We start from the raw sequence: 22,911 nt of genomic DNA, 5'->3' as shown, positions 1-22,911 counted from the left end.
GAAAATGAACATCAGTGATGTGGCAAAAAAAACCGGACTCACCAGCAAAGCAATTCGCTTTTACGAAGAGAAGGGCGTGGTGACGCCACCGGCGCGCGGTGAAAATGGCTATCGCCATTACGCAGCGCACCATCTCGATGAATTGAATCTGCTACGCCAGGCGCGTCAGGTCGGCTTCACGTTAGAAGAGTGCCGCGAGCTGGTGGCGCTGTTCAACAATCCGGCGCGGCATAGCGCGGATGTTAAAGCGCGTACTTTGCAGAAAGCGGATGAGATCGCTGCGCACATTGAAGAGTTACATGCGATGCGCGCGCAGCTGCTGGCGCTAGCGGAAGCCTGTCCGGGCGATGACAGTGCAGAGTGCCCGATTATCAATCACCTTGCCGGTTGCTGCCATCAGGCGGATGGCGAGCGCGGTTGAATCATCAGCGTGATACCGACCACGCCGGTAACGATCACCTTGGTGCCTGCGGGCAGATCGCTATCGGCCTGCACGCGCCAACTGCTGTCGCCAATGCGCACGTGGCCCAAACCGTTTTGCAGCGTGCTATCTAGCGTCAGTTGCATGCCCATCAATTGGCTGCCGCGCTGATTCAGCGTATTGGCCTGTTGCGATGATTCGCGATAGCGCATCCAGCGATACCAGAAATAGACACAAAGCAACGTCAAAACCGCAAACAGAAGGCCCTGTCCGGTCCATGAAAGTGGAATAAACCACTCTGTGACGCCAACCAGCACCGCCGCTAATCCGCTCCACAATAGATAGCCGCTGGTGCCGAGCATTTCGGCAGCCAACAGCAAACCGCCGAGCGTGAGCCAGAACCAGTGTGGATGCGCGATCAGCTCCATCAGGATCATGGTCTTCGCTCCTGACGGCTCTCCTTCAGCAGTTCACTGATGCCGCCAATCGCGCCCATCAAACTGCTGGCATCCAGTGGCATCATTACCAGTTTGCTGTTGTTGGCTTCACCGATTTTTTGCAGTGCATCAGTGTATTTCTGCGCCACGAAGTAGTTCACCGCCTGAATATCGCCAGCGGCGATGGCTTCAGACACCATGCGTGTGGCAGTGGCTTCGGCTTCGGCCTGACGTTCGCGAGCTTCAGCTTGCAGGAAGGCAGAGGTGCGTTCGCCTTCCGCTTTAAGAATTTGCGATTGTTTATCACCCTCAGCGCGCAGAATCGCTGCCTGGCGCACGCCTTCCGCCGCCAGAATGTCGGCACGTTTGGTACGTTCGGCTTTCATCTGCGCATTCATTGCGGCAATCAGTTCCTGCGGCGGACGCACGTCACGGATTTCGATACGGGTGATTTTCACGCCCCACGGGTTGGTGGCTTCATCGACGATATGCAGCAGGCGCGTGTTGATGTTATCGCGCTGCGACAGCATTTCATCCAGCTCCATGCTGCCGAGCACGGTACGGATGTTGGTCATGGTTAAGTTGAGAATCGACAGCTCAAGATTGCTGACTTCATAAGCCGCACGTGCCGGATCGACCACTTGAATGAAACACACCGCATCAATGGTGACGTTGGCGTTATCTTTGGAGATGATTTCTTGCGAAGGGATGTCGAGAACTTGTTCCATCATATTGATCTTGCGACCAATACGATCCATGAACGGCACCAGCAAATTCAGACCGGGCGCCAGCGTTTTGGTATAGCGGCCAAAACGTTCAACCGTCCACTGATAACCTTGTGGAACAATTTTTACGCCAGCCCACACCACCACCAGTGCGAACAGAATCAGAACCGGAATAACCGTTAACATATAACCTCCTGGCTGTCAGATTGTCGGGCCGAGTCGCTTCGGCCCGTTTAACGCGCGGTACCGATCAGTACAGCAGCGAGTAAAGCTGGCGACGATAGCGCGTGGCGAGCGTGTCGCCGGTGCCAAGCGCAGCCAGAATTTCCTGGAACATTTTACGTACTTGACCATCACCGACGCTGAGATCGCTTTTCAGGAAGCCGAACAGCAGTTCCAGCGCTTCTTCGTTGCGGCCCACTTGATGCAGCTGTAACGACAGTTTAGCAGCCAGTTCGGCATTGGTTGGATCGCTGGCTAACTGTTCCTGCAACAACTGAATTTCAGGCGTATCGGCGGCTTGTTTCAGCAGTTCGATCTGCGAAATCAGGCTTTGATAACGGGTGTCCTGATCCTGCAACGGCACCGCATCCAGCACGGTTTCCGCTTCATCGCTACGGTTCAACGTGATCAGCACTTCAGCTAACAGGAAGCCAATTTCACTGTTTTTGTTGCTGAGCTGCCACGCATCTTTCAGCAGCGGCAGCGCTTCCAGCGGTTTACCTTCATGCATCAATTGCATTGCCTGCTGCGCTTTCATCTCTTCTTCACGCGGCAGCACTTTTTGCAGCAGAGCGCGAATCGCCTCTTCCGGCTGCGGTCCCTGGAAGCCATCTACCGGCTGACCATTCTGGAACAGATACACGGTCGGGATGGAGCGCAGGCCAAACTGCGACGCCACCATCTGCTCTTTATCACAATCCAGCTTCGCTAAAAGAAACTGACCGGCATACTCCTGCGCCAGGCGCTCCAGCACCGGCGTCAGTTCCTGACAATGCTGACTGCGATCGGACCAGAAATAGAACAGCACCGGCAGCTGCATTGACTGCTCTAACGTCTGTTGCAGGTTGGTTTCGTTGATGTCGATAATCAAAGCGTGTGACATGAATACGTCTCTTGGCAGAAAGTGTGTTGAGGATATGGGGGCAAGGCGGCCCGGTTCAAGTTCGAATCTGTGTTGCAGCTTAGTTGCTGCGCAAAATGCGATCCAGTATCCAACCTGGCAGCAGACGTTTAAGCACGCTCATCGCCCAGGCCACCAGCGTCACCGGATAACGCAGGCGCGGATGTTTGCTCTCCAACGCATGACGCAGCTTCGGCAGAATCGCTTCTGGCGGCAGGGTAAAGCGCGCGGCAATGCCCGGATTGCGCACCGGTTTATCCTGTTGGCCTTGATGGATGTTGTCGCTAAATCGGGTGCTGATTGGGCCGGGTTCGATCAGGCTGACGCGCACGCCAGAATCGCGGACTTCAAGGCGCAGCGCATCGCTCCACGCTTCCAGCGCCCATTTGCTGGCGGCATACGCGCCGCGTCCTGGCGTGGAGATCAGCCCTAAAACCGAGCTGGTATTGATGATGCGTCCGTTGCCGCTGGCTTGCAGAGCGGGCAGCAGGCGCATAGTCAGTTGATGAGTGCCAAACAGGTTGGTGGAGAACTGCTTTTCCAGTTGCTGTCGTGAAACGCTGCTGAGCGGGCCATATTGACCAAAACCGCCATTGTTAAACAGCGCAAACAGGCGATGCTCGGTGAGTTCAAGCACGCGATCGGCGGCGGCATCAACGCTAGCGGCATCATCCAGATCCAGCTGTAAACCGATAAAGCCCAATGCGTCCATGCGCACCACATCCTCGTCGCGACGGCAGGCGGCAATCACGCGATAGCCGCGTGATAACAGATCGTTGGCGGCGACTAAACCAATGCCGCTGGAACAGCCGGTGATCAGAATTGTTCTTTGCATTTATTTACCCGTTAAAAATCACACGTCTGCATTAATCATGCTTTACTAGCGGAGCCAGTTCGGTCGCCATCAGATTGGCGATAAACGGCTGAGCATCCGGATTGGGGTGAATTCCGTCCTGCTGCATCCATTCCGGCTTCAGATAGACTTGCTCCATAAAGAACGGCACCAGAGGAATGTTGTACTGCTGTGCCAGGCGCGGATAGATGGCGCTAAACGCTTCGGTATAGCGACGTCCATAATTAGCAGGTAGACGAATCTGCATCAGCAGCGGCTGCGCCTTAGCGGCTTTTACCTCGTCGATCACCTTGGTCAGATCCGCGGCAATATTTTGCGGCGGGAAGCCACGCAGGCCATCGTTACCGCCCAATTCGATTAACACCCAACGCGGTTGATGCTGTTTTAATAGGCTCGGTAAACGCGCCAGCCCTTGTCCGGCGGTATCTCCGCTGATGCTGGCGTTAACAATTTTGGGCTGCTGTTGCCAGGTTTTATCCAGCAGGCTCGGCCAGGCTGCGGTCGCTGACATGCGATAACCGGCGCTCAAACTGTCCCCCAACACCAACAAGGTGTCGGCGGCGGCGATGCGGGACACCAGCAGAAGCAATAACAACAGGAAGGGATAATGCCAGCGGAAAACATTGTTGCAGTTCATCATCTTACTAAGTCCGTCGGTCAGGGAGAGCATCAGCTGACCATCCTTACCGGAGTTGAGCTGGTTGTCAAACCAGCTGAGACCATCGCCTTGATTGGCGAATCGGGTTCGGGGAAATCGACGTTGCTGGGGATTCTGGCTGGATTGGATGATGGCAGCAGCGGCGAAGTGCATCTGCTTGGCCAGCCGCTGCACAGCATGAATGAAGAGCAGCGTGCCGCGCTGCGTGCGCGTGAAGTCGGCTTTGTGTTTCAATCCTTTATGCTGGTGCCAACGCTTAACGCATTGGAAAACGTGCAGCTTCCGGCGCTGCTGCGCGGCGATAGCGATCGCGAAAGTCGCGCGCAAGCGGTGGAATTGCTCACCGTGTTGGGGCTGAAAGATCGTCTGCATCATCTTCCTGCGCAACTTTCTGGTGGCGAACAACAGCGTGTGGCGCTGGCGCGTGCCTTTAGCGGCCGTCCGGGGCTGCTGTTTGCCGATGAACCGACGGGCAACCTGGATCGCAAAACCGGCGATCGCATTGCCGATCTGCTTTTCTCCCTTAATCGTGATTTCGCTACCACGCTGATTCTGGTGACGCACGATGAGCAACTGGCGGCGCGCTGCGATCGTCGCCTGCGCCTGCGAGACGGCAAATTGTGGGAGGAAACATGATTTGGCGCTGGTTTTGGCGCGAGTGGCGTTCGCCTTCGCTGCTGATTGTCTGGCTGGCCTTAACCTTGGCGGTAGCGTGCGTGCTGGCGCTGGGATCGATCAGCGATCGTATGGAAAAAGGCTTAAGCCAGCAAAGCCGCGACTTTATGGCGGGCGACCGCACGCTGCGCACCACGTCGCCCGCACCGGATGCGTGGCTAACCAAAGCGCGCGATGAAGGATTGTCGGTCAGCAGCCAGCTGCATTTTATGACCATGACCTTCGCGCAAGAGACGCCGCAGCTGGCGGATGTTAAAGCGGTGGATGATGCCTATCCGATGTTTGGCACGCTGCAAACCAATCCGCCAGGATTGCGTCCGCAAGCCGGAACGGTGCTGGTTGCGCCGCGTTTGCTGGCGCTACTCAATCTTAAGGTTGGCGATAATGTTGATGTCGGCGATACCACGCTGCGTATTGCTGGCGAAGTGATTCAGGAGCCGGATGGCGGTTTCAATCCATTCCAAACCGCGCCGCGCCTACTGATGAACCTAGCTGATGTCGAAAAAACTGGTGCAGTGCAGCCCGGCAGTCGTTTGAGTTGGCGTTATAAATTCTCCGGCGAACCGGCCCCATTAGCGCGTTATGACAGTTGGATCGAACCGCAACTTAAAGCCGATCAGCGCTGGATCAGCGTGGAGAATTCGGAAGATGCGCTCGGGCGCTCGATGCAGCGCGCGCAGCAATTCCTGCTGCTCTCGGCGTTGCTGACGCTGATGCTGGCGATTGCCGCGGTGGCGGTGGCGATGAGCCATTATTGCCGCAGTCGCTACGATTTGGTGGCGGTGCTGAAAACCCTCGGTGCCTCACGCAAAGCCTTACAGCGGCTGATCATCGGCCAATGGCTGGCGGTGCTGCTGCTGGCCGCTATTGTTGGCAGCGTGTTGGGGCAGGGGATTGAAGTTATCCTGCTATTGATGTTGAAACCGGTGCTGCCGGGCGCGTTACCTGCCGCCAGCTTCTGGCCGTGGTTGTGGGCGATTGGCGCGATGTTTGTCATTTCGCTGCTGGTCGGTTTACGCCCGTATCGCCTGCTGATGGCAACGCAGCCGCTGCGCGTGTTGCGGCGTGATGCGGTCGCCAATGTTTGGCCGCTGCGCATCTATCTGCCGGTGATGGCGTTGGTAGTGATTGGCTTGCTGGCGCTATTAATGGGCGGCAGCAAAATGTTGTGGGCGTTGCTGGCGGGCGTGGTGTTGCTGGCGCTGCTGCTGGCGTTGTTGGGTTGGGGCACGCTGCTGCTGCTGCGTCGGTTGGTGGTGCGCAATCTGGCGATGCGTTTGGCGATCAATCGCCTGCTGCGTCAACCGGCGATGACGCTCAGTCAGCTGGCGGCATTTTCGTTGTCATTTATGTTGCTGGCGCTGCTGCTGGTAATGCGTGGCGACCTGCTGGATCGCTGGCAGCAGCAATTGCCCGCCGATAGCCCGAACTATTTCCTGCTGAACATCACCAAAGAGCAGGTGCCGCAAGTCAGCGATTTTCTCACCGGACATCACATCAAACCGGAAACCTTCTATCCGATTGTGCGAGCGCGTTTAACCGAGCTGAACGGCAAAGAAGCCGATCCAAAGATGGATAACGCGCTGAATCGCGAGCTGAATCTGACGTGGCAGGCACAGCGCCCAGATCACAATCCGCTGATCGCCGGTGATTGGCCGCCGAAAACCGGTGAAGTGTCGATGGAAGGGGAACTGGCAGATCGTCTCGGCGTGAAGCTGGGTGATACCCTGACCTTCAGCGGCGATACTCAGCAGTTCAGCGCCAAAATCACCAGCTTGCGTAAGGTGGATTGGGAGAGTTTACGGCCCAACTTCTTCTTCATCTTCCCACCGGGCGCGTTGGATCAACAGCCACAAACCTGGTTGACTAGCTTCCGCATGGATAACAATCCGGCGCTGCTGGCGCAGCTCAATCGCGCCTTTCCGACGCTGAGTTTGCTGGATATCGGCAGCATGATGCGCCAGATCGGCCAGGTGTTGACGCAGGTCAGCCAGGCGCTGGAAGTGATGGTAGTGCTGGTAACGATTTGTGGCGTATTGTTGCTCATGGCGCAGATTCAGGTTGGCATGCGTCAGCGTCAACAAGAGTTAGTGGTCTATCGCACGTTGGGGGCCAGTAAACGACTGCTGCGCGGTACCTTGTGGTGCGAGTTTGCGCTGTTGGGCGTGGTTTCAGGGATTGCGGCGGCGTTAGGTGCTGAGGCGGCGCTGTGGGGATTACAGCGTAAGATCTTTGATTTCCCGTGGCAGCCAGATTGGACGCTGTGGTTTGCGCTGCCCATTGTCGGCGCGCTGCTGTTGTCGCTGTGCGGCGGCTGGCTGGGCGTGCGATTGCTGCAAGGAAAGGCGTTGTTTAGACGGTTTGAGGCAGCTTAAAGCGGGTAATCGAAATTCTAAAGCGCACGTATCGTAGCGGCGCAATTTATTGCGTTATGTTGACCTTTTAAAATCAACGGAACGCAATAAATTGCGCCGCTACGGAATGTGCGGTTAATTGATCAGCATTACGCCAGTGATGGCGACCTTGTCGATCAAAGCTTCTCAACCGCCCACGCGATACCGCTGGCATACTCTTCTGGCAGCAACGGCACCAGCGCATTCAGCGCGGATACCAAACGTACCTGATCGCTATCGGTCAGATTAAGATGCCCCACCTTGCGGCCCGGACGCACGTCTTTATCGTACCAATGCAGATGCACCAGCGGCTGTTGCAGCCAATCGAGATTCACTGCGGTGCCAATCAAATTCACCATCACCGACGGCGCAAACACCACCGGCTGCGGCAGCGCGAGACCCAGAATGGCGCGCAGATGCAGTTCGAACTGGCTGATTGATGCGCCATTTTGCGTCCAGTGTCCGCTGTTGTGCACGCGCGGCGCCAGCTCATTAATCAGCAAACCTTCCGGCGTAATAAAACACTCCATCGCCATAACGCCGACATATTTCAGCTCATGCATGATGGCGCTGAGCATTGCTTCGGCTTGCTGCTGCTGTGCGGCATCGGCCTGCGGGAAAGCTACGCTGGTGCGCAGAATGCCATCCTGATGCAGGTTATGCGTCAGCGGATAAAACACCGTGCTGCCATCGTGTCCGCGCGCACCGACCAGCGACACTTCGCCGCTGAAGTTGATGCCTTGCTCGACGATGCAATCGCCGTAGCACTCGTCCGGCAGCGCATCGGTTTCATTGGCGCGCAAACGCCATTGACCGCGACCGTCGTAGCCGCCAGTGCGACGTTTAACAATCGCCAGCTCACCCAACGAATCAAACACGCTCGGCCACTCGGCTTTATCCGCCAGCAATTGCCACGGCGCGGTAGCGAGATTGAGCTGATCCAGCAGTTGTTTTTGCGTCAGGCGGTCGGCCAGACGCGGGAAAATATCGCGATTCACAAACGCCGGATGGCTCGCCAGTTCGCGGGTTAAGGCGGTTTCCGGCCAACGTTCGATCTCAGCGGTGATCACGCTTTCGGCGATAGGCAATGCCGACGGTTCAGCATCCAATCCCACCGGGAATACCGCGATGCCCAGCGGTTCACCCGCCTGGCGCAACATGCGGCCTAACTGACCATTTCCTAATACGCAAACCGGCTTCATGCGTCCTCCCGCGGATCCGGGTTGTTCAACACTTCATCGGTCTGTGTTTGACGCCAGTTGGCGAGGCGCGTGGACAGCGCTTGATCGTGGATCGCCAGGATTTGCGCTGCCAGCAATGCCGCGTTGGCTGCACCGGCTTTACCAATCGCCAGCGTACCAACCGGAATGCCGCGCGGCATTTGCACGATGGAATACAGGCTATCGACACCGCTCAGCGCGGCGCTTTGCACCGGCACGCCCAGCACTGGAACCAGCGTTTTGGCGGCCAGCATGCCCGGCAAATGGGCTGCACCGCCGGCACCGGCGATGATCACCTGATAGCCGTTTTCGGCAGCGCTTTCGGCGAAGCTGAACAGTTTGTCTGGCGTGCGGTGAGCGGAGACCACTTCTACGTGGAACGGAACATCCAGGCTGTTAAGAATTTCCTCGGCGAACTGCATGGTAGCCCAGTCACTTTTGGAACCCATGACAATGGCGATACGAGCCGGGGTGGCGTTGGATGACATGCGGTCAACTCCTGTGAATATGCAAAACGAACCTGGCCGGGCGGGCAGGCGAAGAAGGGCACAGAGAATAGCATGAGATGGCAGCAAGGAAAACGGTTGCGTAGGCGGAAAACGGGCATTGATGCCCGGATTTCAGAAGGGGAATTCGATCAAGCTGACGCCGCTGGCATCCACCTGAATCATCGAGCCGTTTTCATGCCAGGCACCGAGCACCGCGCGTTGCACGTTTTCGCCGTGCAGCGAAAATTGATGAATGGCGGGACGATGGGTGTGACCGTGAATCAGAATCGGCGTCTGTTGGCGCGTCATCGCCGCTTCCACCGCTTGCTGATTGACGTCCATGATGTTCAATGATTTGTGCTGATTGGCCTGCTTGCTGCCATTGCGCATGCGCGCGGCAATGCGCATCCGCAGGCGCAGCGGCAAGGCAAGAAACAGCCGTTGCAACCAGCGCTGATGCACTTTGGCGCGAAAGCGTTGGTAGCCTTGATCATCGGTGCACAAGGTATCGCCATGCATGATCAACACGCGTTGGCCATAGAGTTCCAGCACTTGTTCTTCCGGCAGCAACGTCATGCCTGCGGCGCGCGCAAAACGCTGGCCGAGCAGGAAATCACGGTTGCCATGAATGAAGAATTTCGGCACCGGCAGCGCCTTGAGCGCCGCAGCGATCTGCTGATGCAGCGGATTGGGATCGTCGTCGCCAATCCACGCTTCAAACAGATCGCCGAGGAGATAAAGCGCATCGCATTGTTGCGCTTCACCCTGCAAAAAATGCAGAAAACCGGCAGTAATTGCCGGTTCTTCAGTGCACAGATGCAGATCTGCGATAAACAGCGTGCGCGACATTACTCGCTAACAGTCACTTTCTGGATGACAACGTCGTCAACCGGAACGTCCTGATGCATGCCGCTGCGGCCAGTTTTCACCGCTTTGATTTTCTCAACCACGTCCATGCCTTCAACCACTTCTGCGAACACGCAGTAACCCCAACCTTGCAGGCTTTCGTCACGGAAGTTCAGGAAGTCGTTGTCTGCCACGTTAATGAAGAACTGGGCAGTAGCAGAGTGAGGAGCCTGGGTACGCGCCATCGCCAGCGTGCCTTTGGTGTTTTTCAGGCCGTTGTTCGCTTCGTTGCGGATATCTGCTTTGGTGTCTTTCTGCTTCATGCCAGGCTCAAAACCACCACCCTGAATCATGAAACCGTTGATTACGCGATGGAAGATAGTGTTATCGTAAAAACCTTCCGCGCAGTATTCCAGGAAGTTCTTCACGGTAGCCGGCGCTTTGTCATCGAAGGTTTTAATTACGATATCGCCATGGTTCGTCTGGAAAGTGACCATTATTTTCTTCCTGTAAAGTTTGTCGTCAGTGTCAACTACCACGCCGCAAGGCAGCGCGGCTTTTTTTGTAGACGCTTCTTATATCACAATTTCCAATAACGCGTCAGTAACCGGACTTCAGTTGGCAAGCGAGCGATGCACAAGTCAGAAAAATACGGCACAATAACCGGCTACGCTGCAAGGGCGTATCCCGCAAACGTCAATAACGGAACCATTCAATGCTGAAGATCTATAACACCCTGAGTCGACAGAAAGAGGAATTTAAACCTATCCACGCCGGTCAAATCGGCATGTACGTCTGTGGTATCACGGTTTACGATCTCTGTCATATCGGTCATGGGCGGACTTTTGTGGCATTCGATGTGGTGGCGCGTTATCTGCGTTACGTGGGCTACACGCTAAAGTATGTGCGTAACATCACCGATATTGATGACAAAATCATCAAACGTGCCAATCAGAACGGTGAAAGCATTGAAACGCTGACCAATCGCATGATTGCCGAAATGCACACCGATTTTGCCGCGCTGGGCATTCTGCCGCCGGATCTCGAACCGCGCGCCACGCGCCATATTGATGAAATCATCGAACTGGTCGGCAAGCTGATCGAACGCGGTCACGCATACGTCGCGGATAACGGCGACGTAATGTTCGACGTGCTGAGCGACAAAGATTACGGCGCGCTATCGCGTCAGGATCTGGAACAGCTGCAAGCTGGCGCACGCGTTGAAGTGGCCGATGTGAAACGCAATCCAATGGACTTCGTGCTGTGGAAAATGTCCAAAGCCGATGAACCGGCGTGGAATTCGCCGTGGGGCAACGGTCGTCCCGGCTGGCACATCGAATGTTCAGCGATGAACTGCAAACAGCTCGGCACCCATTTCGACATTCACGGCGGCGGCTCGGATCTGATGTTCCCGCACCATGAAAACGAAGTGGCGCAATCCACTTGCGCGCACGACGGCCCGTATGTGAATTACTGGATGCACTCCGGCATGGTGATGGTTGATCGCGAGAAGATGTCGAAATCGCTGGATAACTTCTTCACTGTGCGCGACGTGTTGCAGCATTACGATGCTGAAACCGTGCGTTACTTCCTGATGTCGGGCCACTATCGCAGCCAGCTCAACTATGGCGAAGATAACCTCAATCAGGCACGTGCCGCGCTGGAGCGCTTGTACACCGCGCTGCGTCACACCGATGCCAATGCCACCGCAGCGGGCGGCGAGGAGTTTGAAGTGCGTTTCCGTCTGGCGATGGATGACGACTTCAATACGCCAGAAGCCTATTCGGTGCTGTTCGACATGGCGCGTGAAGTCAATCGTTTGAAAGGCGAAGACAACGCGGCGGCGGATGCGCTGGCAGCGAAACTGCGCCAGATCGCCAACGTGCTTGGCATCTTGCAGCAAGATCCTGAACAGTTCCTGCAAAGTGGTGCGCAGGTCAATGACGAAGAAGTGGCGGAAATCGAGCATTGGGTCAAAACCCGTGCCGATGCGCGTGCGGCCAAAGATTGGGCGCAGGCAGATGTGGCGCGCGACAAGCTCAACGAATTGGGCGTCATCGTCGAAGACGGGCCGCAAGGTTCCAGCTGGCGTCGTAAATAACCGGAGAGGGCGAGAAATCGCCCTTTTTTATTATGTCGATTGAACAGATCCAGATTCGCGGCTTCCGCTCGGTACGCAATCTCACGTTGCCACTGCAACAGCTCAACGTAGTCAGCGGCCCAAACGGCTGCGGCAAATCCAATCTCTACAAAGCGGTGCGATTGCTGCACGAAGCGGCCAGCGGACGTTTGGCCTTGGCGCTGGCGGAAGAGGGCGGCATTCAGAAAGCGATGTGGGCGGGCGGATTGCGACGCGGCGATCGTCGGCACGATCCAAAACGTCTGTCGCTGGCGGTGGTGATGGATGACATGGATTATCAGCTCGAGGTCGGTTTTCCTGAGCCGCTAGCCACCAGCATGTTCAATCTCGATCCGCTGGTGAAAGACGAACGCATTTGGCTGAGCGGTCAGCGTCGGCGTCCCTCGTCGTGCATTATGCAGCGCGAAAATCAGACCGCGTTTCTGCACAACGTCGATGGCGAGCGTGTGGCGTATCCGGCGGTGCTGCATCCTGAAGAGTCGCTGTTTGGGCAACTGGGCGAACCGCATCTTTATCCGGAACTGTCGCAGGTGCGTGAACGGCTGCGCGAATGGCGCTTCTATCACGAATTCGCCGTGTGGCCCGGTTCACCGATTCGTGCACCGCAAATTGGCGTGCGTGCGCCGGTGTTGTCGCATGATGGCAGCAATCTGGCAGCGGCGTGGGCGACGATTGTCGAACGTGGCCATTCCGAATTGCTGTTTCAGGTGATAGCCGAAGCCTTCCCCGACAGCGAGTTTCACGTTGATGTGCAGAATGGGCGTTTTCAGATGCTGATGTCGCGGCGCGGCATCTTGCGTCCGCTGGAAAGCGCCGAGTTTTCGGATGGCACGCTGCGTTTTCTGTGTTTAGTGGTGGCGCTGCTCAGCCCGCGTCCGCCGCAGTTCATGGCGCTCAACGAACCGGAAAACAGTCTGCATGAAGATTTGCTACCGGCGTTAGCGCGCCTGATTGCCGAAGCCAGCCAGTTCAGCCAATTATGGATCACTAGCCATTCACCAAAACTGGCGACGCTGATTGCTCAACATACGGCGGTGAATCATATCGAGTTGCAACAAATAGAAGGGGAAACGCGGGTGATAGGGGAAGATCTGATTTAAGGCGTCCCGATTGGGACGCCCAACGATTACGCGACAACCGTAATCTTATAACCGGCAAACTCAACTTTCTGGCCTGCCACAATCTTGCAACGCTTGCGCGTTTCAACTGCGCCATCAACGCGCACTTCACCATCAGCAATCACGGCTTTCGCCTGCGCACCGCTTTCCACCCAACCTTCGATTTTCAGCAGATCGCACAAATCAACGTGGGCATGTGTACCGAGAGAAAAACTGGCCATTATGCCTCCTCAATATCGTGAAATTCTTCGCACGCCGTCAGCGTGTTTTGGATCAGGGTGGCAACGGTCATTGGACCGACGCCGCCCGGAACTGGCGTAATGTAAGAAGCGCGCTCAGACGCCGCTTCAAACTCCACATCGCCCACCACTTTACCGCTCTCCAGACGGTTAATACCGACATCGATCACCACCGCGCCCGGCTTAATCCAGTCGCCCGGAATAAAGCCCGGTTTACCCACCGCAACCACCAGCAGATCGGCGTGCTCAACGTGATGACGCAAATCTTTGGTAAAACGATGCGTTACGGTGGTGGTGCAACCAGCCAGCAACAGTTCCATGCTCATCGGACGGCCGACGATATTCGACGCGCCAACCACCACGGCGTTCAGGCCGTAAGTATCGATGTTATAACGCTCCAGCAACGTCACGATGCCGCGCGGCGTGCACGGACGCAGTTTTGGCGCGCGCTGGCACAGACGACCGACGTTGTAGGGATGAAAGCCATCGACGTCTTTGTCCGGCGTGATGCGCTCCAGCACTTTGACGTTATCGATGCCAGCCGGCAGCGGCAACTGCACCAGAATGCCGTCGATCTCGTTATCGTTGTTGAGCGCATCAATCAGCTCCAGCAACTCCGCTTCGCTGGTGGTCGCGGGCAGATCGTAAGAACGCGACACGAAGCCGACTTCATCACAGGCGCGACGTTTGCTGGCGACATAGATCTGCGAAGCGGGGTTTTCACCCACCAGCACGACTGCCAAACCTGGCGCACGTTTACCGGCCGCCAGACGCTGCTGTACTTTTTCGGCAACCTCAAGGCGCACCTGCTGCGCAATCGTTTTACCGTCAATAATTTTTGCTGCCATCAGAGAGGAAATCCATCTGTAGAGGGTTAGATCGGGGATGGCGCCTATTCTGTCAGAAGCGCGTGCGGCTGTCAGGTAGAGATTCGCTTTGCGCGCCGCATTCCCGATTTTTTCGCCGTGACGAAACACCGCGTTAGCGCTTATGATGCCGGGCAGTGAATGATATGGATGACGTGATGATTTGGTTAATTCTCGCCACGCTGGCGGTGGTGTTTGTAATAGGTTTTCAGTTGCTGACCGCCAGCTCGCGCCACGCGGTGCAGGCGCTGAACAAACGGCTGCAACTGCCGCCGGTGCATCTTGAATCGATGCTTTCGTTGATGGGCAAAGAGGCGGCCAAAGAGTTCACCGATTACATCGCGGGCGATAACGACACGCATCTGTACAATGGCGCGGCGGTGCTGCTGATTTGGCAGGTGTTAATTGTCGATGGCAGCGAAGAGAACATGCAGCGCTGGCACGGCATTTTGAACCGCGCAGGCTTTTCGGCGCTGATATCACGGCAGCAATTGTTGCTGGCGCTGGGCTTCTTGCGCCAGCTTGAGCCGGACAGCCAGGAACTGCACGCGCTGCGCGATCAGTACAACGCGCACTTCTCGCAGCAAGGGATTGAGCTGGAAGGCGAAACCGCGCAGGGCGGCAATTTGGTGTCGATGAGCGACTGGCGCAAGCGGCATTAAGGCGTTTTGGTTAATCTGCCAGCACTTCGCAGTGGTTCAAGGGCAAAAACGTTGACGCGCGAGCCGCTGGACGTATAATCCGACCCCATCACTATGCGCCCTTAGCTCAGCTGGATAGAGCACCGGCCTTCTAAGCCGTAGGTCACAGGTTCGAATCCTGTAGGGCGTGCCAAGTGATTTCAATGAGTTACGCCAGCTTCAATCCCACCTGATTTTCTCCTTGTGTCGTATTTGTGTCGTCACCTCCCAAAAGTGAGTCAATTTTGCGCGCGTGCTCCGTTAAATGATTCGGTGCAAGGTGAGCGTAACGACGAACCATTTCGATGCTTTCCCATCCGCCCATTTCCTGAAGCGCTGACAATGGAACGCCGGACTGAATAAGCCAGCTTGCCCACGTATGCCGCAAGTCGTGAAAACGAAAGTCTTCGATGCCTGCCTTCTTTAGACCGATATTCCACGCCGTGTTATCATCACTGCGCATTTTCCTGCCAGCCGGTGCAAGCGTCCCATCACTTCGGTGCTTCGGTTTGATGTGCACGAACACCCAACGAGAATGCTTTCCGATTTGCCCCTTCAGCACTTTGCACGCCGTATCATTCAGAGCCACGCCAATAGCCTTGCCCGCTTTGGCGTTCTCTGGATTTATCCAGGCGACCTTCCTCTGCATATCAACCTGAGTCCATTCCAGATCCAAAATGTTGGAACGGCGCAGGCCGGTAGAAAGGGCGAAGATGACCACAGGCTTTAGCGTTTCAGGCATGCATTCAATGAGGCGATTTGCTTCTTCACGCGTCAGCCATCGGATGCGCTTACTGACAGGCTTCTTGGTCTTGATAACCGGCGCGGCTTTAATCCATCCCCATTCATTCGCCGCGGCGCGCAACAAAGAACGCATGAAGGAAAGATAATGGCTCTTTGTGCCAGCGCTTACCTGCTTTTCCTTATACAGCGGAAATGGTTTTTCATCCCTGACGGCCGCATCGCGTTGAATTTCCCATTTGCGCCGGTGGTTTCGGTCGATCATCTTGCTGACAATCTTCTGAACCTCTTCGCCGGTAATGGTGGCGATATCCCTCCCGCCGAAATGCTGAAGGAAGAAGCCAATCTTTACCTTGTCATCATCAAGGCTGCGTTTGTGCTCCTTCTCATCCAGCCACCGCATGCAAGCCTCTTCAAATGACCGCTGCGGTAAATCTCCCAACTCTTCGACACGCCAGGCTTCCGCCTTCAGTTTGTCGTGCAACTCCTGAGCTTGCTTTTTGTCCGTTGTGCCAAGCGATCGTCTAACTCTTTTGCCATTCGGGGTAAAGAAATGACAGTGCCATACTCCGCCCCTGAGGGTGATTGACATGATGGACCTCCAGTTGTGCCATCACCCATGCTCGCCGGGCGATTTTGAGATGGATTGGAAAGATAAGCAAGGCAGGCCGAACGCAGCACCAGGTATTTGCCACTGTCGCCGCCGGTTCTCCGCGCCACCAAATCGCCACGCTTAATGAGATTGCTCACTGTGCGGGAAGATACTTTCAGGAAGCAGGCCGCCTCCGACAGCGTTAACGGCTCGTCGTGTTCCATGGATTCTCCAATGTCGGTATATAGCAACAATCCCACCCAATCAGAGCAAATGTGACCATATAGGCACATTCACTCCTTAGGTGGTTTGCCGAGGATAAAAGCGATGATTACAGCAGCGAGAAGGCTGAAATCTATGATGACCTCAGCCGGGGTGATGTCTTCGCAGGTGGTGGTCATTTCCGATTGCGGCGCTTCTTTGCCTGACGCTTGATTGCCGCGGCATTTGTTGCCTTAGCGCCCGGCGCTGACGGATGCGAATGCCAGTGATAAACCGGCGGCGACCAAGAACGTGTCATGCTCATCATGGAGGCCATAATGGTTGGTGCGAACAATGAAATCCGGCGCATAACAACTCCTCACGCAGAGCGCGATAAAGGTTAATGGTGTGGGGGATTAGGCTGGAACGGCTAACGTTTGCTTAATTGCTTCGCGGACAACCTGAACGATGCGCTCAAGGTATTCGTAATCAGGATTTGGGACGCTAGGCCAGTTTGCATGCCACGGTTCGTCGCCAAATAATTTGCATAAGGTTGAATTGCTATGCCAGCTGCAAACTAAGTCTTTTATGTCGACCGCATCTTCGGCTTCATCCCACCACTCACGCGCTTCTAATCGCTCGATGTCACGTTCGCGGCGCTGCCTGCAAATCTCAGCCTTCACGAACTGAATGTTGGCTTCGTTATCTTCGCCATCAATCATTGACCTGATGCCGCGGTCGAGACAGTTAATGAGGTATGAATCGTTGCAATCGACGAAGAATTCCTGAATCGTCTGATCGGACATCGCGCCCCAATATGACGTCCATGATTTGCCGAAGCAGGTGATTGTGATATTGCCGACGCCAGGCTGAATGTTTTCGATCATCACTTTCACTGGGTCGAGTGATTTAACATCGGTGATGACTAGTTGCTGAATGGTGCTTTGCGTTATTTTCATGCCGCCCTCCGGTGCTTAGCCGCACGCTCAATGCGCTCATAATCATCTTTGCATTCAGGGCAGCAGAAGAAGCCCTTATCCACTTTATCTTCGCAGTAGTGGCAAGCGCCGGTAAATACCATGCTAGGTTTTTTCCTGTTAGCCAGCGCAATCTGCGTGTTGAGCATTTCGAGTTCTGCTGCATCATCAATTGGATCGGCACACATAATGATTCTCCAGAAATAAAAAAACCGCTTTCGCGGCATTGGGATTTATTCGGGGTGGGTTATCAACGAAATGGGCGGGAAGGTCGGTTATCTCCCCTGCAGAAAAGCCAGGCGTTTATCAGTTCGTCATACACATCGCAGTTCAAAATTATTTGCGTATTTTCGCCATCGATAACCATGTTCACGACTTCCGTGCATTCCTCAAGGTTATGTACGCGAGTGCTAATCATGCTCACCGATGGAAGGTGAATAAAGTAAGTTAAACCGCCAGCCTGCAACTCAGCTATTGACGCGTTGCCGCCATCGAAGCGAAGGCAATCGTAATTCTTCATTCTGCCTCCGGCTCTGCTGGTAGTGGCATCCAATGGGTGATTTTCTCGGCGTCAATATCACCGTAATTAGACCATTCTACCCACGGACGAGGCATATATCCCCTACGGCATTCACAGGTTCCTACCTGAGTTCCGTCCGTCACGATGACTTCAACCTCACTGATGTGCACATCTGATAACTCTAGCGGCATCCGCTCACTACACTTCACCCATGCACCACCTGTAGCGCATGAAGGCTCAATATGCGCTGTGTGTGGGGCGTTGAGGCGCTTCACTTCGGCAATACATGCGTTCCACGCCATCTTGTAGCTTTGCGCCATGGTTGTTACCTCACTGGCATTATCGAGCGCTGCAATTGCAGTTCTCACACTGATAGTTTCAGGCAACTTCAAAGCCGGGCTTGCAGGTTGGGTGAGTGCGGCAAGTGCGATGCGTGCAACCTCCCGCAAGTTTCCTGAGTATTCTGATGATGATTCACGTGAAATCATGTGATGGCATGTATCAATCAGCGCCTGTTGCTCTTCGGTCATCATGATGTCACTCGGTTCAGTCGCTTAATTTCGGCGATGCAGCGGTTCCACGATATTGCCTCGATGCGATGTGCAGCAAAGTTGATATCTTCCGGTTTAAGTTCTGGTAACTTCACCGTTGGTTCTGGAGCTTCAATGAATAGTGGTATGAGCTTTGTTTTTGATGTTTTAGGGAAAGCCGTGAAGAATCGTATGTCACCATCCAGCATGCGTATAATGGCTTTCGAATCAGCATACGCAATCGGCTTAGCCATCAGACTCGCCAGCGCCACGCGAGCAATCTCAACGCACCATGATTCGTGCTTCTCCGCTTCTGCCAGAATATCGCGGCAGGTTTCGGCTAGTTGTTGGTTAGTCATCATTTCGGCTCCCAAGTAATTCCGGCTTTAACTAATCGGCGGCAGTGACCGATAATCTGACCTCGCGTGATGTCACCAAGTCGCCACGGCGAGTAATATGGCGAACAGTCGAAATCATCACGTTCCCAGCCATGCTCCTCACGCGCTTTCATTTCACCTTCCCAATCAGTGGTGCGTGTTATTAAGTGGTCGTGGAGATAAAAGAATGCAGAGGTGGCATCACATTCTCCCCAATAGTCAGGCCCGAAGTTCATGCACCAATCTTCGTGGTAAACAAGTCCGCGCGGTCCGTCGAATGTGTCATATTCCAGGCTGAAATCTTCTCGCTTGCAGGTGTTTGGGAGGAGTTGAATAAGCAGCTCCATCGCTTGCTTGCTGAGTTTTTTCTCGATGCGTGCTTTGCGGTTAGTGTGTCTCTTGCCCATCACTCACCTCCCTCTACGTTGCCGGCGCGGAGTTGTGTTTCTACAGTTTCAGCGAAAAACACGATCGACTTCCATCGCCTCCAGTCAGATGATCCTTGCTTAAATTTCTGGGCCATTTCGCCAGCTTCTGATGACAGATAATGAATACCTTCAGCGCGCAATTCGTTGGCAATGGTGTCGGTGGCGGGCGTTTCGCCTAACACACGACAGACATCGTCGTTGTGGCACATATTCTCTTCACCACAGCACTCGCATCGAACAAAGCCATGCTTATGGGTGTCGATGGCCTGCTTCAGCGCCACATTCTCACCCAGCATCGCTCCCATCTTCTTGCGCGACTCCCGCATGTCTTGGCGCATTGCGTATAGCAGGGCTTCGTTGCTTTCGTTTTGCTTCTGTAGTGCGGCGTAATCTTTGTGACGAACAAAACAGCCCTCTTCGTCGACAATGCCAAAGCCATCAAAGCGCTTAACTTCATTCATCCTATTTCCCCTCATTCGCCAACCGGGTACAGGCCAGCGTCGATTAATCTGCTAGTCGCCATGGAAGTGCTTTTCAGCCCATTGCGGATATGCCGGGTTGGTATCGTTGTCTGGCGCTGCATGTTCAATTTGATGGTTTCTTTCGACTGCATCCCTAAAGTCGAAATACCGGTTCAGGCGCTTTTCGATTGACGACTCCATCCATTTCTTTTTCTTTTCCTGCGTTCTAAGGCGAGGGTGGTCCTTACCCTCTTCAGCGCATTTGAGTGCTAACTTCAGGTCTTCCAGCATCGCCGCCTTCTGCGCCGCTTGCTGCTTATCGAACTGAAGTTTTGCGATGTATCGGGCGCGATCTGCATCATTCAGGCGAGCGCAATGCGCCGCTTGTAGCGGTGACATTTCCATGGTTGAGGCCTTATTGGTGGGTTAAATCAGAAGGGAATGTCGTCGTCAAAGTCCATTGGAGGTTCGTTATTCGCCGGTGGAGTAGATGGCCCAGGTTGGCGCTGCTGCTGCTGCGATGGCTGCGGTTTGTTTCCCGCACCACCGTCCTGTTTTCCGCCCAACATCTGCATCACACCGCCGACATTCACGATCACTTCCGTTGTGTATTTATCCTGGCCTGATTGGTCTTGCCATTTGCGGGTTCGAAGTTTGCCTTCGATGTAGACTTGTGAACCTTTTTTCAGGTATTCGCCTGCAACTTCAGCCAGCTTCCCGAATAAAATTACCCGGTGCCATTCGGTAATTTCTTTCTGTTCGCCAGTGGTTTTGTCGCGCCAACTCTCCGATGTTGCCAGGGTTATATTGGCGACCGCACCACCATTTGGCATGTACCGAATTTCCGGATCTTGCCCAAGATTGCCCACTAAAATTACTTTGTTGACGCCTCTGCTGCTCATTTATGCCGCCTTATTCAGTTCTTTAGCGCGTATCTGGTAAACCTCAATACACTTGGTTTGGTGTTCGGCTGATGTAGAAAGTGCATTCCATGCAGCTTTGTACAGGCCTTTAATTGTTTCTAAATCGCTCTCCTTGCTCACCATTTCCGTGAATTCACGGAGAATATCGTCAGGTGTTCGGGTAGGCGTTTCAGGTTGAGTGGCGGGTTGTTTATGCTGCTGATTATCTGGAGGAAGCGCCCATGATGGCAGTTGAGGTGGGCACCACCAGAACGTGGTGTTTCCGTCCTTCAGTTTTGCTCGGTTCCAATCATTGCGTTTCGTATCGCTGGTCTGCGCGAAGCCCTCTTCGAGGTTGTAGAGATATCGACCGATTCCCCACTGCACAGCGGCGCGCTTCATGGCGCCAGACATGCCGCCCTTAACAGCTTCAACCTGGGTGTTTTCAGCTGCGTCCCATTTCGTAATCCATTCACCATCAACCTTGATGGATATGCCGCACATCACGCCGCCAGCCGGTGCAGGTTGGTACTCATTGCGCCAGTTAGCCTTGCCGCAAACATCGTCCAGACGAGCCATGATTGCCCGGTTGGTAACGTATGCCAGCACCATGGCGTAAATCTTTCCTTGCCCTGATTTGCCTGACTGCTGAATGCGCCACTCAATATCCTGTGGTGCAAACGGCTCATCTAATCTGTTCAGCTCCATTCAGCCCTCCATTCGATCCGACTGGCGTTCCGTGCGGTGATCGGCAATCGCATCCTTTGCGGCTTGCTCGTATGTCATAGGGTCGGACAGGTCGCCCAGCGCGCCCTGCATGAATTCAATGAATGCTGAGTCGTCCTCGCTCATGCCGCCGCCTTTGTGTGAAGAGTTACGATGTGTTGGCGCGTTGTTGCCGCCATCATCTGTAGGTGCGCTGCGGACTCACGGTCGCCACTGTTGCGACTCTCCTTAGCCAGCAATAGGTAGTGCCGGTGCCATGAGATAAGCGCGATACGGGATTGAGGAAATTTCATCCGATTGCTCTCCGTAGAAGTTGCATTGCCATTGCCCACTTAGCGCTATCGCCGAATAAATGTGCTTCTCTCGAAAGCTCCTGTGCTTTCATGAAGTAACGAATTTTCATGGGGTGCCCGGTTGTTTCAGCGTGTTGATAAGGGAGCGCAAGCCAGAACGAAGGCGGCGCACTATGCGGTCAAGTTGTGACGTGTTAAAGCCGAGGTCACCCATGTGGGTGGCCCCAGCGACGGCGTAAGTCTGCATGGGTGATTCCTTGGTGTTGGTTAAGTGGTTAAATCAGTAGGTGATGCTGGTATGCGGGATGTTGCCGTCTTTGATTTGAGTCAGAACGTCGATGGCCTGTACTCGGGTTAATCCGGCGTGGCCCATCAGAGCGTTTACGACAGCGGTTCCGATTGTTTTACGATGCGCTTCATTCGCTGCACGCGCTGCGGCTTCATCGGCTATGCGTTTCTCTTCAGCCAGGCGGGCATCTTCAGCTGCTTTAGCCTTCCGCTGCTCTTCGGCGATAGCCGCTTGTTTCTCACGCTCAGCCTGCTCACGCGCTTCCTGCGCCAGTTTTGCAGTGCGCTCTTGCGCTTCTTTGGCTTCACGCTCTGCACGCTCCTGTGCGGCTTTAGCGTCGGCCTCAGCCTTTTCCTTGGCTACCTTCAAATCAGCCTCGCGCCGTGCTGCTGCTTCGCGTTCCTGCTGTGCTTTCTGCTCAGCCTCAATGCGTGCCTGCTCGACAGCCTGACGCTTAATATCTTCTTCGTGAGCAATGCGCTGGCGCTCTTTTTCGGCTTTCGCTTCCGCGGCGTCACGGTCGAATTTGTCATTAAGGAGCAGGGCAATTTCATGGTCGGCTTCGATTTGTGCAGCCAGTTTCTCCGCGGCGATACGCGCTTCTTCTTCGGCCTTGATTCGTTCCTGTTCGGCCTCCCAATCCGTTACTGGCTGGCGAGCCTTATCGCGCAGTGCATCCAACCGGTCACGCACCGTCTTGCGGTTGGCATCGATTAGCTTTGGAACCTCTTTCAGCTCCGCGACCAAATCCTTACCCAAGCCATCCAGATAAGATTTCGTCTGCGATACACGGTAGGCCAGTGAAGCGATCTCCTTTCTGCCCTTCGCCGTGGTGACATCCGGCACAAAGGACATAACTTCACGCTCAACCTTTGCCAGAATCTCTTCAATCTGGTCGGCTGATTTGAAAACGGTGAGGGCGTTAGCCTTCTCAATGACGACAAGATCCGTTGTTTCACTCATTTGATTTCCTTCAGGCAAAAAGAAGGGAA

Annotated in this window: 31 protein-coding genes and 1 tRNA gene; 7 read left to right on the top strand and 25 right to left on the bottom strand. The window is 54.8% G+C overall.

The genetic code is table 11. From position 1 onward, the window contains the following. Positions 1–4: 4 nt before the first annotated feature. The gene (gene cueR / locus ABDW13_RS08880) at positions 5–421 is read left to right on the top strand and encodes a Cu(I)-responsive transcriptional regulator (protein ID WP_343552183.1); all 417 of its coding nucleotides are present in this window, start codon (positions 5–7) and stop codon (positions 419–421) included. On the opposite strand, the gene ABDW13_RS08875 is transcribed toward cueR, so the two are convergent. The 5 genes from ABDW13_RS08875 to tesA all read right to left on the bottom strand — a co-directional run bounded on the left by ABDW13_RS08875 (position 397) and on the right by tesA (position 4,199). Beyond that, positions 397–855 (bottom strand): NfeD family protein, encoded by a 459-nt coding sequence (locus ABDW13_RS08875; RefSeq protein WP_343552236.1) that lies wholly within the window; start codon positions 853–855, stop codon positions 397–399. The two genes, cueR and ABDW13_RS08875, sit on opposite strands and share 25 nt — an antisense overlap. Continuing rightward, positions 855–1,769, bottom strand: coding sequence for an SPFH domain-containing protein (locus ABDW13_RS08870; protein ID WP_343552181.1), 915 nt, complete (start codon positions 1,767–1,769; stop codon positions 855–857). The genes ABDW13_RS08875 and ABDW13_RS08870 overlap by 1 nt, the downstream gene beginning before the upstream one ends. A gap of 64 nt (positions 1,770–1,833) precedes the next feature. Next, a complete protein-coding gene (locus ABDW13_RS08865) occupies positions 1,834–2,688 on the bottom strand; it encodes a co-chaperone YbbN (RefSeq protein WP_343552180.1) in 855 nt (284 codons plus the stop codon). 79 nt (positions 2,689–2,767) lie between these two features. After that, positions 2,768–3,541, bottom strand: a complete 774-nt coding sequence (locus tag ABDW13_RS08860; protein WP_343552179.1) for an SDR family oxidoreductase — start codon at positions 3,539–3,541, stop codon at positions 2,768–2,770. A gap of 31 nt (positions 3,542–3,572) precedes the next feature. Further along, positions 3,573–4,199 (bottom strand): multifunctional acyl-CoA thioesterase I/protease I/lysophospholipase L1, encoded by a 627-nt coding sequence (tesA, locus tag ABDW13_RS08855; protein WP_343552177.1) that lies wholly within the window; start codon positions 4,197–4,199, stop codon positions 3,573–3,575. Here tesA and ybbA point away from each other — a divergent pair. Further along, positions 4,167–4,853, top strand: a complete 687-nt coding sequence (gene ybbA / locus ABDW13_RS08850; protein ID WP_343552176.1) for a putative ABC transporter ATP-binding protein YbbA — start codon at positions 4,167–4,169, stop codon at positions 4,851–4,853. The genes tesA and ybbA overlap by 33 nt on opposite strands. Next, entirely contained in the window at positions 4,850–7,267 is a 2,418-nt protein-coding gene (gene ybbP / locus ABDW13_RS08845; RefSeq protein WP_343552175.1) for a putative ABC transporter permease subunit YbbP, read from the top strand. The genes ybbA and ybbP overlap by 4 nt, the downstream gene beginning before the upstream one ends. A 155-nt stretch (positions 7,268–7,422) precedes the next feature. Here ybbP and purK read toward each other — a convergent pair whose 3' ends face one another. From purK to ppiB, 4 genes are all read right to left on the bottom strand, one after another. Beyond that, the gene (gene purK / locus ABDW13_RS08840; RefSeq protein WP_343552174.1) at positions 7,423–8,487 is read right to left on the bottom strand and encodes a 5-(carboxyamino)imidazole ribonucleotide synthase; all 1,065 of its coding nucleotides are present in this window, start codon (positions 8,485–8,487) and stop codon (positions 7,423–7,425) included. After that, on the bottom strand, positions 8,484–8,993 hold the full coding sequence (gene purE, locus ABDW13_RS08835; RefSeq protein ID WP_343552173.1) for a 5-(carboxyamino)imidazole ribonucleotide mutase: 510 nt from the start codon (positions 8,991–8,993) through the stop codon (positions 8,484–8,486). Before purE ends, purK begins: the two co-directional genes overlap by 4 nt. Positions 8,994–9,125: 132 nt before the next feature. After that, positions 9,126–9,842 (bottom strand): UDP-2,3-diacylglucosamine diphosphatase, encoded by a 717-nt coding sequence (locus ABDW13_RS08830; RefSeq protein ID WP_343552172.1) that lies wholly within the window; start codon positions 9,840–9,842, stop codon positions 9,126–9,128. Then, entirely contained in the window at positions 9,842–10,336 is a 495-nt protein-coding gene (gene ppiB / locus ABDW13_RS08825; RefSeq protein ID WP_097094653.1) for a peptidylprolyl isomerase B, read from the bottom strand. Before ppiB ends, ABDW13_RS08830 begins: the two co-directional genes overlap by 1 nt. Before the next feature lie 218 nt (positions 10,337–10,554). Between ppiB and cysS the strand changes: the two genes are divergently transcribed. Both cysS and ABDW13_RS08815 read left to right on the top strand, forming a co-directional pair. Continuing rightward, a complete protein-coding gene (cysS, locus tag ABDW13_RS08820) occupies positions 10,555–11,940 on the top strand; it encodes a cysteine--tRNA ligase (RefSeq protein ID WP_343552171.1) in 1,386 nt (461 codons plus the stop codon). 32 nt (positions 11,941–11,972) lie between these two features. Continuing rightward, positions 11,973–13,079, top strand: a complete 1,107-nt coding sequence (locus ABDW13_RS08815) for an AAA family ATPase (RefSeq protein ID WP_343552170.1) — start codon at positions 11,973–11,975, stop codon at positions 13,077–13,079. Between the two features lie 26 nt (positions 13,080–13,105). Here the strand turns inward: ABDW13_RS08815 and ybcJ are convergent, their stop codons facing one another. Both ybcJ and folD read right to left on the bottom strand, forming a co-directional pair. Continuing rightward, a complete protein-coding gene (ybcJ, locus tag ABDW13_RS08810) occupies positions 13,106–13,318 on the bottom strand; it encodes a ribosome-associated protein YbcJ (protein ID WP_343552169.1) in 213 nt (70 codons plus the stop codon). After that, positions 13,318–14,184: a bifunctional methylenetetrahydrofolate dehydrogenase/methenyltetrahydrofolate cyclohydrolase FolD gene (folD, locus tag ABDW13_RS08805; RefSeq protein ID WP_343552168.1), complete on the bottom strand. Its 867-nt coding sequence runs from the start codon at positions 14,182–14,184 to the stop codon at positions 13,318–13,320. Before folD ends, ybcJ begins: the two co-directional genes overlap by 1 nt. A gap of 176 nt (positions 14,185–14,360) precedes the next feature. On the opposite strand from folD, the gene ABDW13_RS08800 reads away from it, so the two are divergent. Together ABDW13_RS08800 and ABDW13_RS08795 are read left to right on the top strand one after the other, a co-directional pair. Next, a complete protein-coding gene (locus tag ABDW13_RS08800) occupies positions 14,361–14,864 on the top strand; it encodes a DUF1198 family protein (protein ID WP_343552166.1) in 504 nt (167 codons plus the stop codon). A 95-nt stretch (positions 14,865–14,959) separates the two neighbouring features. After that, positions 14,960–15,036: transfer RNA gene (locus ABDW13_RS08795), tRNA-Arg, on the top strand. Between the two features lie 15 nt (positions 15,037–15,051). Here ABDW13_RS08795 and ABDW13_RS08790 read toward each other — a convergent pair. The 14 genes from ABDW13_RS08790 to ABDW13_RS08725 all read right to left on the bottom strand — a co-directional run bounded on the left by ABDW13_RS08790 (position 15,052) and on the right by ABDW13_RS08725 (position 22,882). Further along, positions 15,052–16,215 (bottom strand): site-specific integrase, encoded by a 1,164-nt coding sequence (locus tag ABDW13_RS08790; RefSeq protein WP_343552164.1) that lies wholly within the window; start codon positions 16,213–16,215, stop codon positions 15,052–15,054. Between the two features lie 617 nt (positions 16,216–16,832). After that, positions 16,833–17,375, bottom strand: a complete 543-nt coding sequence (locus tag ABDW13_RS08785) for a hypothetical protein (protein WP_343552163.1) — start codon at positions 17,373–17,375, stop codon at positions 16,833–16,835. Further along, entirely contained in the window at positions 17,372–17,581 is a 210-nt protein-coding gene (locus ABDW13_RS08780) for a hypothetical protein (RefSeq protein ID WP_343552162.1), read from the bottom strand. The genes ABDW13_RS08785 and ABDW13_RS08780 overlap by 4 nt, the downstream gene beginning before the upstream one ends. Positions 17,582–17,643: 62 nt before the next feature. Then, on the bottom strand, positions 17,644–17,913 hold the full coding sequence (locus tag ABDW13_RS08775; protein ID WP_343552161.1) for a hypothetical protein: 270 nt from the start codon (positions 17,911–17,913) through the stop codon (positions 17,644–17,646). Continuing rightward, positions 17,910–18,446: a DUF551 domain-containing protein gene (locus ABDW13_RS08770; RefSeq protein WP_343552160.1), complete on the bottom strand. Its 537-nt coding sequence runs from the start codon at positions 18,444–18,446 to the stop codon at positions 17,910–17,912. Before ABDW13_RS08770 ends, ABDW13_RS08775 begins: the two co-directional genes overlap by 4 nt. Next, the gene (locus ABDW13_RS08765; protein ID WP_343552159.1) at positions 18,443–18,805 is read right to left on the bottom strand and encodes a hypothetical protein; all 363 of its coding nucleotides are present in this window, start codon (positions 18,803–18,805) and stop codon (positions 18,443–18,445) included. Before ABDW13_RS08765 ends, ABDW13_RS08770 begins: the two co-directional genes overlap by 4 nt. Further along, a complete protein-coding gene (locus ABDW13_RS08760; protein ID WP_343552158.1) occupies positions 18,802–19,227 on the bottom strand; it encodes a hypothetical protein in 426 nt (141 codons plus the stop codon). The genes ABDW13_RS08765 and ABDW13_RS08760 overlap by 4 nt, the downstream gene beginning before the upstream one ends. Next, complete coding sequence (locus ABDW13_RS08755; RefSeq protein WP_343552157.1) at positions 19,227–19,709, bottom strand: hypothetical protein; 483 nt, start codon at positions 19,707–19,709, stop codon at positions 19,227–19,229. The genes ABDW13_RS08760 and ABDW13_RS08755 overlap by 1 nt, the downstream gene beginning before the upstream one ends. A 51-nt stretch (positions 19,710–19,760) precedes the next feature. After that, on the bottom strand, positions 19,761–20,114 hold the full coding sequence (locus ABDW13_RS08750; protein ID WP_343552156.1) for a hypothetical protein: 354 nt from the start codon (positions 20,112–20,114) through the stop codon (positions 19,761–19,763). Between the two features lie 26 nt (positions 20,115–20,140). Beyond that, entirely contained in the window at positions 20,141–20,611 is a 471-nt protein-coding gene (locus ABDW13_RS08745) for a single-stranded DNA-binding protein (protein WP_343552155.1), read from the bottom strand. Next, positions 20,612–21,319: a Rad52/Rad22 family DNA repair protein gene (locus ABDW13_RS08740; protein WP_343552154.1), complete on the bottom strand. Its 708-nt coding sequence runs from the start codon at positions 21,317–21,319 to the stop codon at positions 20,612–20,614. It abuts the gene before it with no gap. Then, positions 21,320–21,463, bottom strand: coding sequence for a hypothetical protein (locus ABDW13_RS08735; protein ID WP_343552153.1), 144 nt, complete (start codon positions 21,461–21,463; stop codon positions 21,320–21,322). A 273-nt stretch (positions 21,464–21,736) separates the two neighbouring features. Next, the gene (locus ABDW13_RS08730) at positions 21,737–21,877 is read right to left on the bottom strand and encodes a protease FtsH-inhibitory lysogeny factor CIII (RefSeq protein ID WP_343552152.1); all 141 of its coding nucleotides are present in this window, start codon (positions 21,875–21,877) and stop codon (positions 21,737–21,739) included. A gap of 33 nt (positions 21,878–21,910) precedes the next feature. Next, on the bottom strand, positions 21,911–22,882 hold the full coding sequence (locus tag ABDW13_RS08725; RefSeq protein ID WP_343552150.1) for a cell envelope biogenesis protein TolA: 972 nt from the start codon (positions 22,880–22,882) through the stop codon (positions 21,911–21,913). Positions 22,883–22,911: the final 29 nt, after the last annotated feature.

Source organism: Pantoea sp., assembly GCF_039594315.1.
In the GTDB taxonomy this organism is placed as follows: Bacteria; Pseudomonadota; Gammaproteobacteria; order Enterobacterales; family Enterobacteriaceae; genus Pantoea.
This window is presented reverse-complemented; position numbering and strand designations above follow the sequence as displayed.

Bases quoted from the DNA above. Each gene is read 5' to 3' on its own strand.
- cueR (WP_343552183.1), top strand. From the start codon at position 5: ATGAACATCAGTGATGTGGCAAAAAAAACCGGACTCACCAGCAAAGCA.
- ABDW13_RS08870 (WP_343552181.1), bottom strand. From the start codon at position 1,769: ATGTTAACGGTTATTCCGGTTCTGATTCTGTTCGCACTGGTGGTGGTG.
- ABDW13_RS08865 (WP_343552180.1), bottom strand. From the start codon at position 2,688: ATGTCACACGCTTTGATTATCGACATCAACGAAACCAACCTGCAACAG.
- ABDW13_RS08860 (WP_343552179.1), bottom strand. From the start codon at position 3,541: ATGCAAAGAACAATTCTGATCACCGGCTGTTCCAGCGGCATTGGTTTA.
- ybbA (WP_343552176.1), top strand. From the start codon at position 4,167: ATGCCAGCGGAAAACATTGTTGCAGTTCATCATCTTACTAAGTCCGTC.
- tesA (WP_343552177.1), bottom strand. From the start codon at position 4,199: ATGATGAACTGCAACAATGTTTTCCGCTGGCATTATCCCTTCCTGTTG.
- ybbP (WP_343552175.1), top strand. From the start codon at position 4,850: ATGATTTGGCGCTGGTTTTGGCGCGAGTGGCGTTCGCCTTCGCTGCTG.
- purK (WP_343552174.1), bottom strand. From the start codon at position 8,487: ATGAAGCCGGTTTGCGTATTAGGAAATGGTCAGTTAGGCCGCATGTTG.
- purE (WP_343552173.1), bottom strand. From the start codon at position 8,993: ATGTCATCCAACGCCACCCCGGCTCGTATCGCCATTGTCATGGGTTCC.
- ABDW13_RS08830 (WP_343552172.1), bottom strand. From the start codon at position 9,842: ATGTCGCGCACGCTGTTTATCGCAGATCTGCATCTGTGCACTGAAGAA.
- ppiB (WP_097094653.1), bottom strand. From the start codon at position 10,336: ATGGTCACTTTCCAGACGAACCATGGCGATATCGTAATTAAAACCTTC.
- cysS (WP_343552171.1), top strand. From the start codon at position 10,555: ATGCTGAAGATCTATAACACCCTGAGTCGACAGAAAGAGGAATTTAAA.
- ABDW13_RS08815 (WP_343552170.1), top strand. From the start codon at position 11,973: ATGTCGATTGAACAGATCCAGATTCGCGGCTTCCGCTCGGTACGCAAT.
- ybcJ (WP_343552169.1), bottom strand. From the start codon at position 13,318: ATGGCCAGTTTTTCTCTCGGTACACATGCCCACGTTGATTTGTGCGAT.
- folD (WP_343552168.1), bottom strand. From the start codon at position 14,184: ATGGCAGCAAAAATTATTGACGGTAAAACGATTGCGCAGCAGGTGCGC.
- ABDW13_RS08800 (WP_343552166.1), top strand. From the start codon at position 14,361: ATGATTTGGTTAATTCTCGCCACGCTGGCGGTGGTGTTTGTAATAGGT.
- ABDW13_RS08790 (WP_343552164.1), bottom strand. From the start codon at position 16,215: ATGTCAATCACCCTCAGGGGCGGAGTATGGCACTGTCATTTCTTTACC.
- ABDW13_RS08785 (WP_343552163.1), bottom strand. From the start codon at position 17,375: ATGAAAATAACGCAAAGCACCATTCAGCAACTAGTCATCACCGATGTT.
- ABDW13_RS08780 (WP_343552162.1), bottom strand. From the start codon at position 17,581: ATGTGTGCCGATCCAATTGATGATGCAGCAGAACTCGAAATGCTCAAC.
- ABDW13_RS08775 (WP_343552161.1), bottom strand. From the start codon at position 17,913: ATGAAGAATTACGATTGCCTTCGCTTCGATGGCGGCAACGCGTCAATA.
- ABDW13_RS08770 (WP_343552160.1), bottom strand. From the start codon at position 18,446: ATGATGACCGAAGAGCAACAGGCGCTGATTGATACATGCCATCACATG.
- ABDW13_RS08765 (WP_343552159.1), bottom strand. From the start codon at position 18,805: ATGATGACTAACCAACAACTAGCCGAAACCTGCCGCGATATTCTGGCA.
- ABDW13_RS08760 (WP_343552158.1), bottom strand. From the start codon at position 19,227: ATGGGCAAGAGACACACTAACCGCAAAGCACGCATCGAGAAAAAACTC.
- ABDW13_RS08755 (WP_343552157.1), bottom strand. From the start codon at position 19,709: ATGAATGAAGTTAAGCGCTTTGATGGCTTTGGCATTGTCGACGAAGAG.
- ABDW13_RS08750 (WP_343552156.1), bottom strand. From the start codon at position 20,114: ATGGAAATGTCACCGCTACAAGCGGCGCATTGCGCTCGCCTGAATGAT.
- ABDW13_RS08745 (WP_343552155.1), bottom strand. From the start codon at position 20,611: ATGAGCAGCAGAGGCGTCAACAAAGTAATTTTAGTGGGCAATCTTGGG.
- ABDW13_RS08740 (WP_343552154.1), bottom strand. From the start codon at position 21,319: ATGGAGCTGAACAGATTAGATGAGCCGTTTGCACCACAGGATATTGAG.
- ABDW13_RS08735 (WP_343552153.1), bottom strand. From the start codon at position 21,463: ATGAGCGAGGACGACTCAGCATTCATTGAATTCATGCAGGGCGCGCTG.
- ABDW13_RS08730 (WP_343552152.1), bottom strand. From the start codon at position 21,877: ATGCAGACTTACGCCGTCGCTGGGGCCACCCACATGGGTGACCTCGGC.
- ABDW13_RS08725 (WP_343552150.1), bottom strand. From the start codon at position 22,882: ATGAGTGAAACAACGGATCTTGTCGTCATTGAGAAGGCTAACGCCCTC.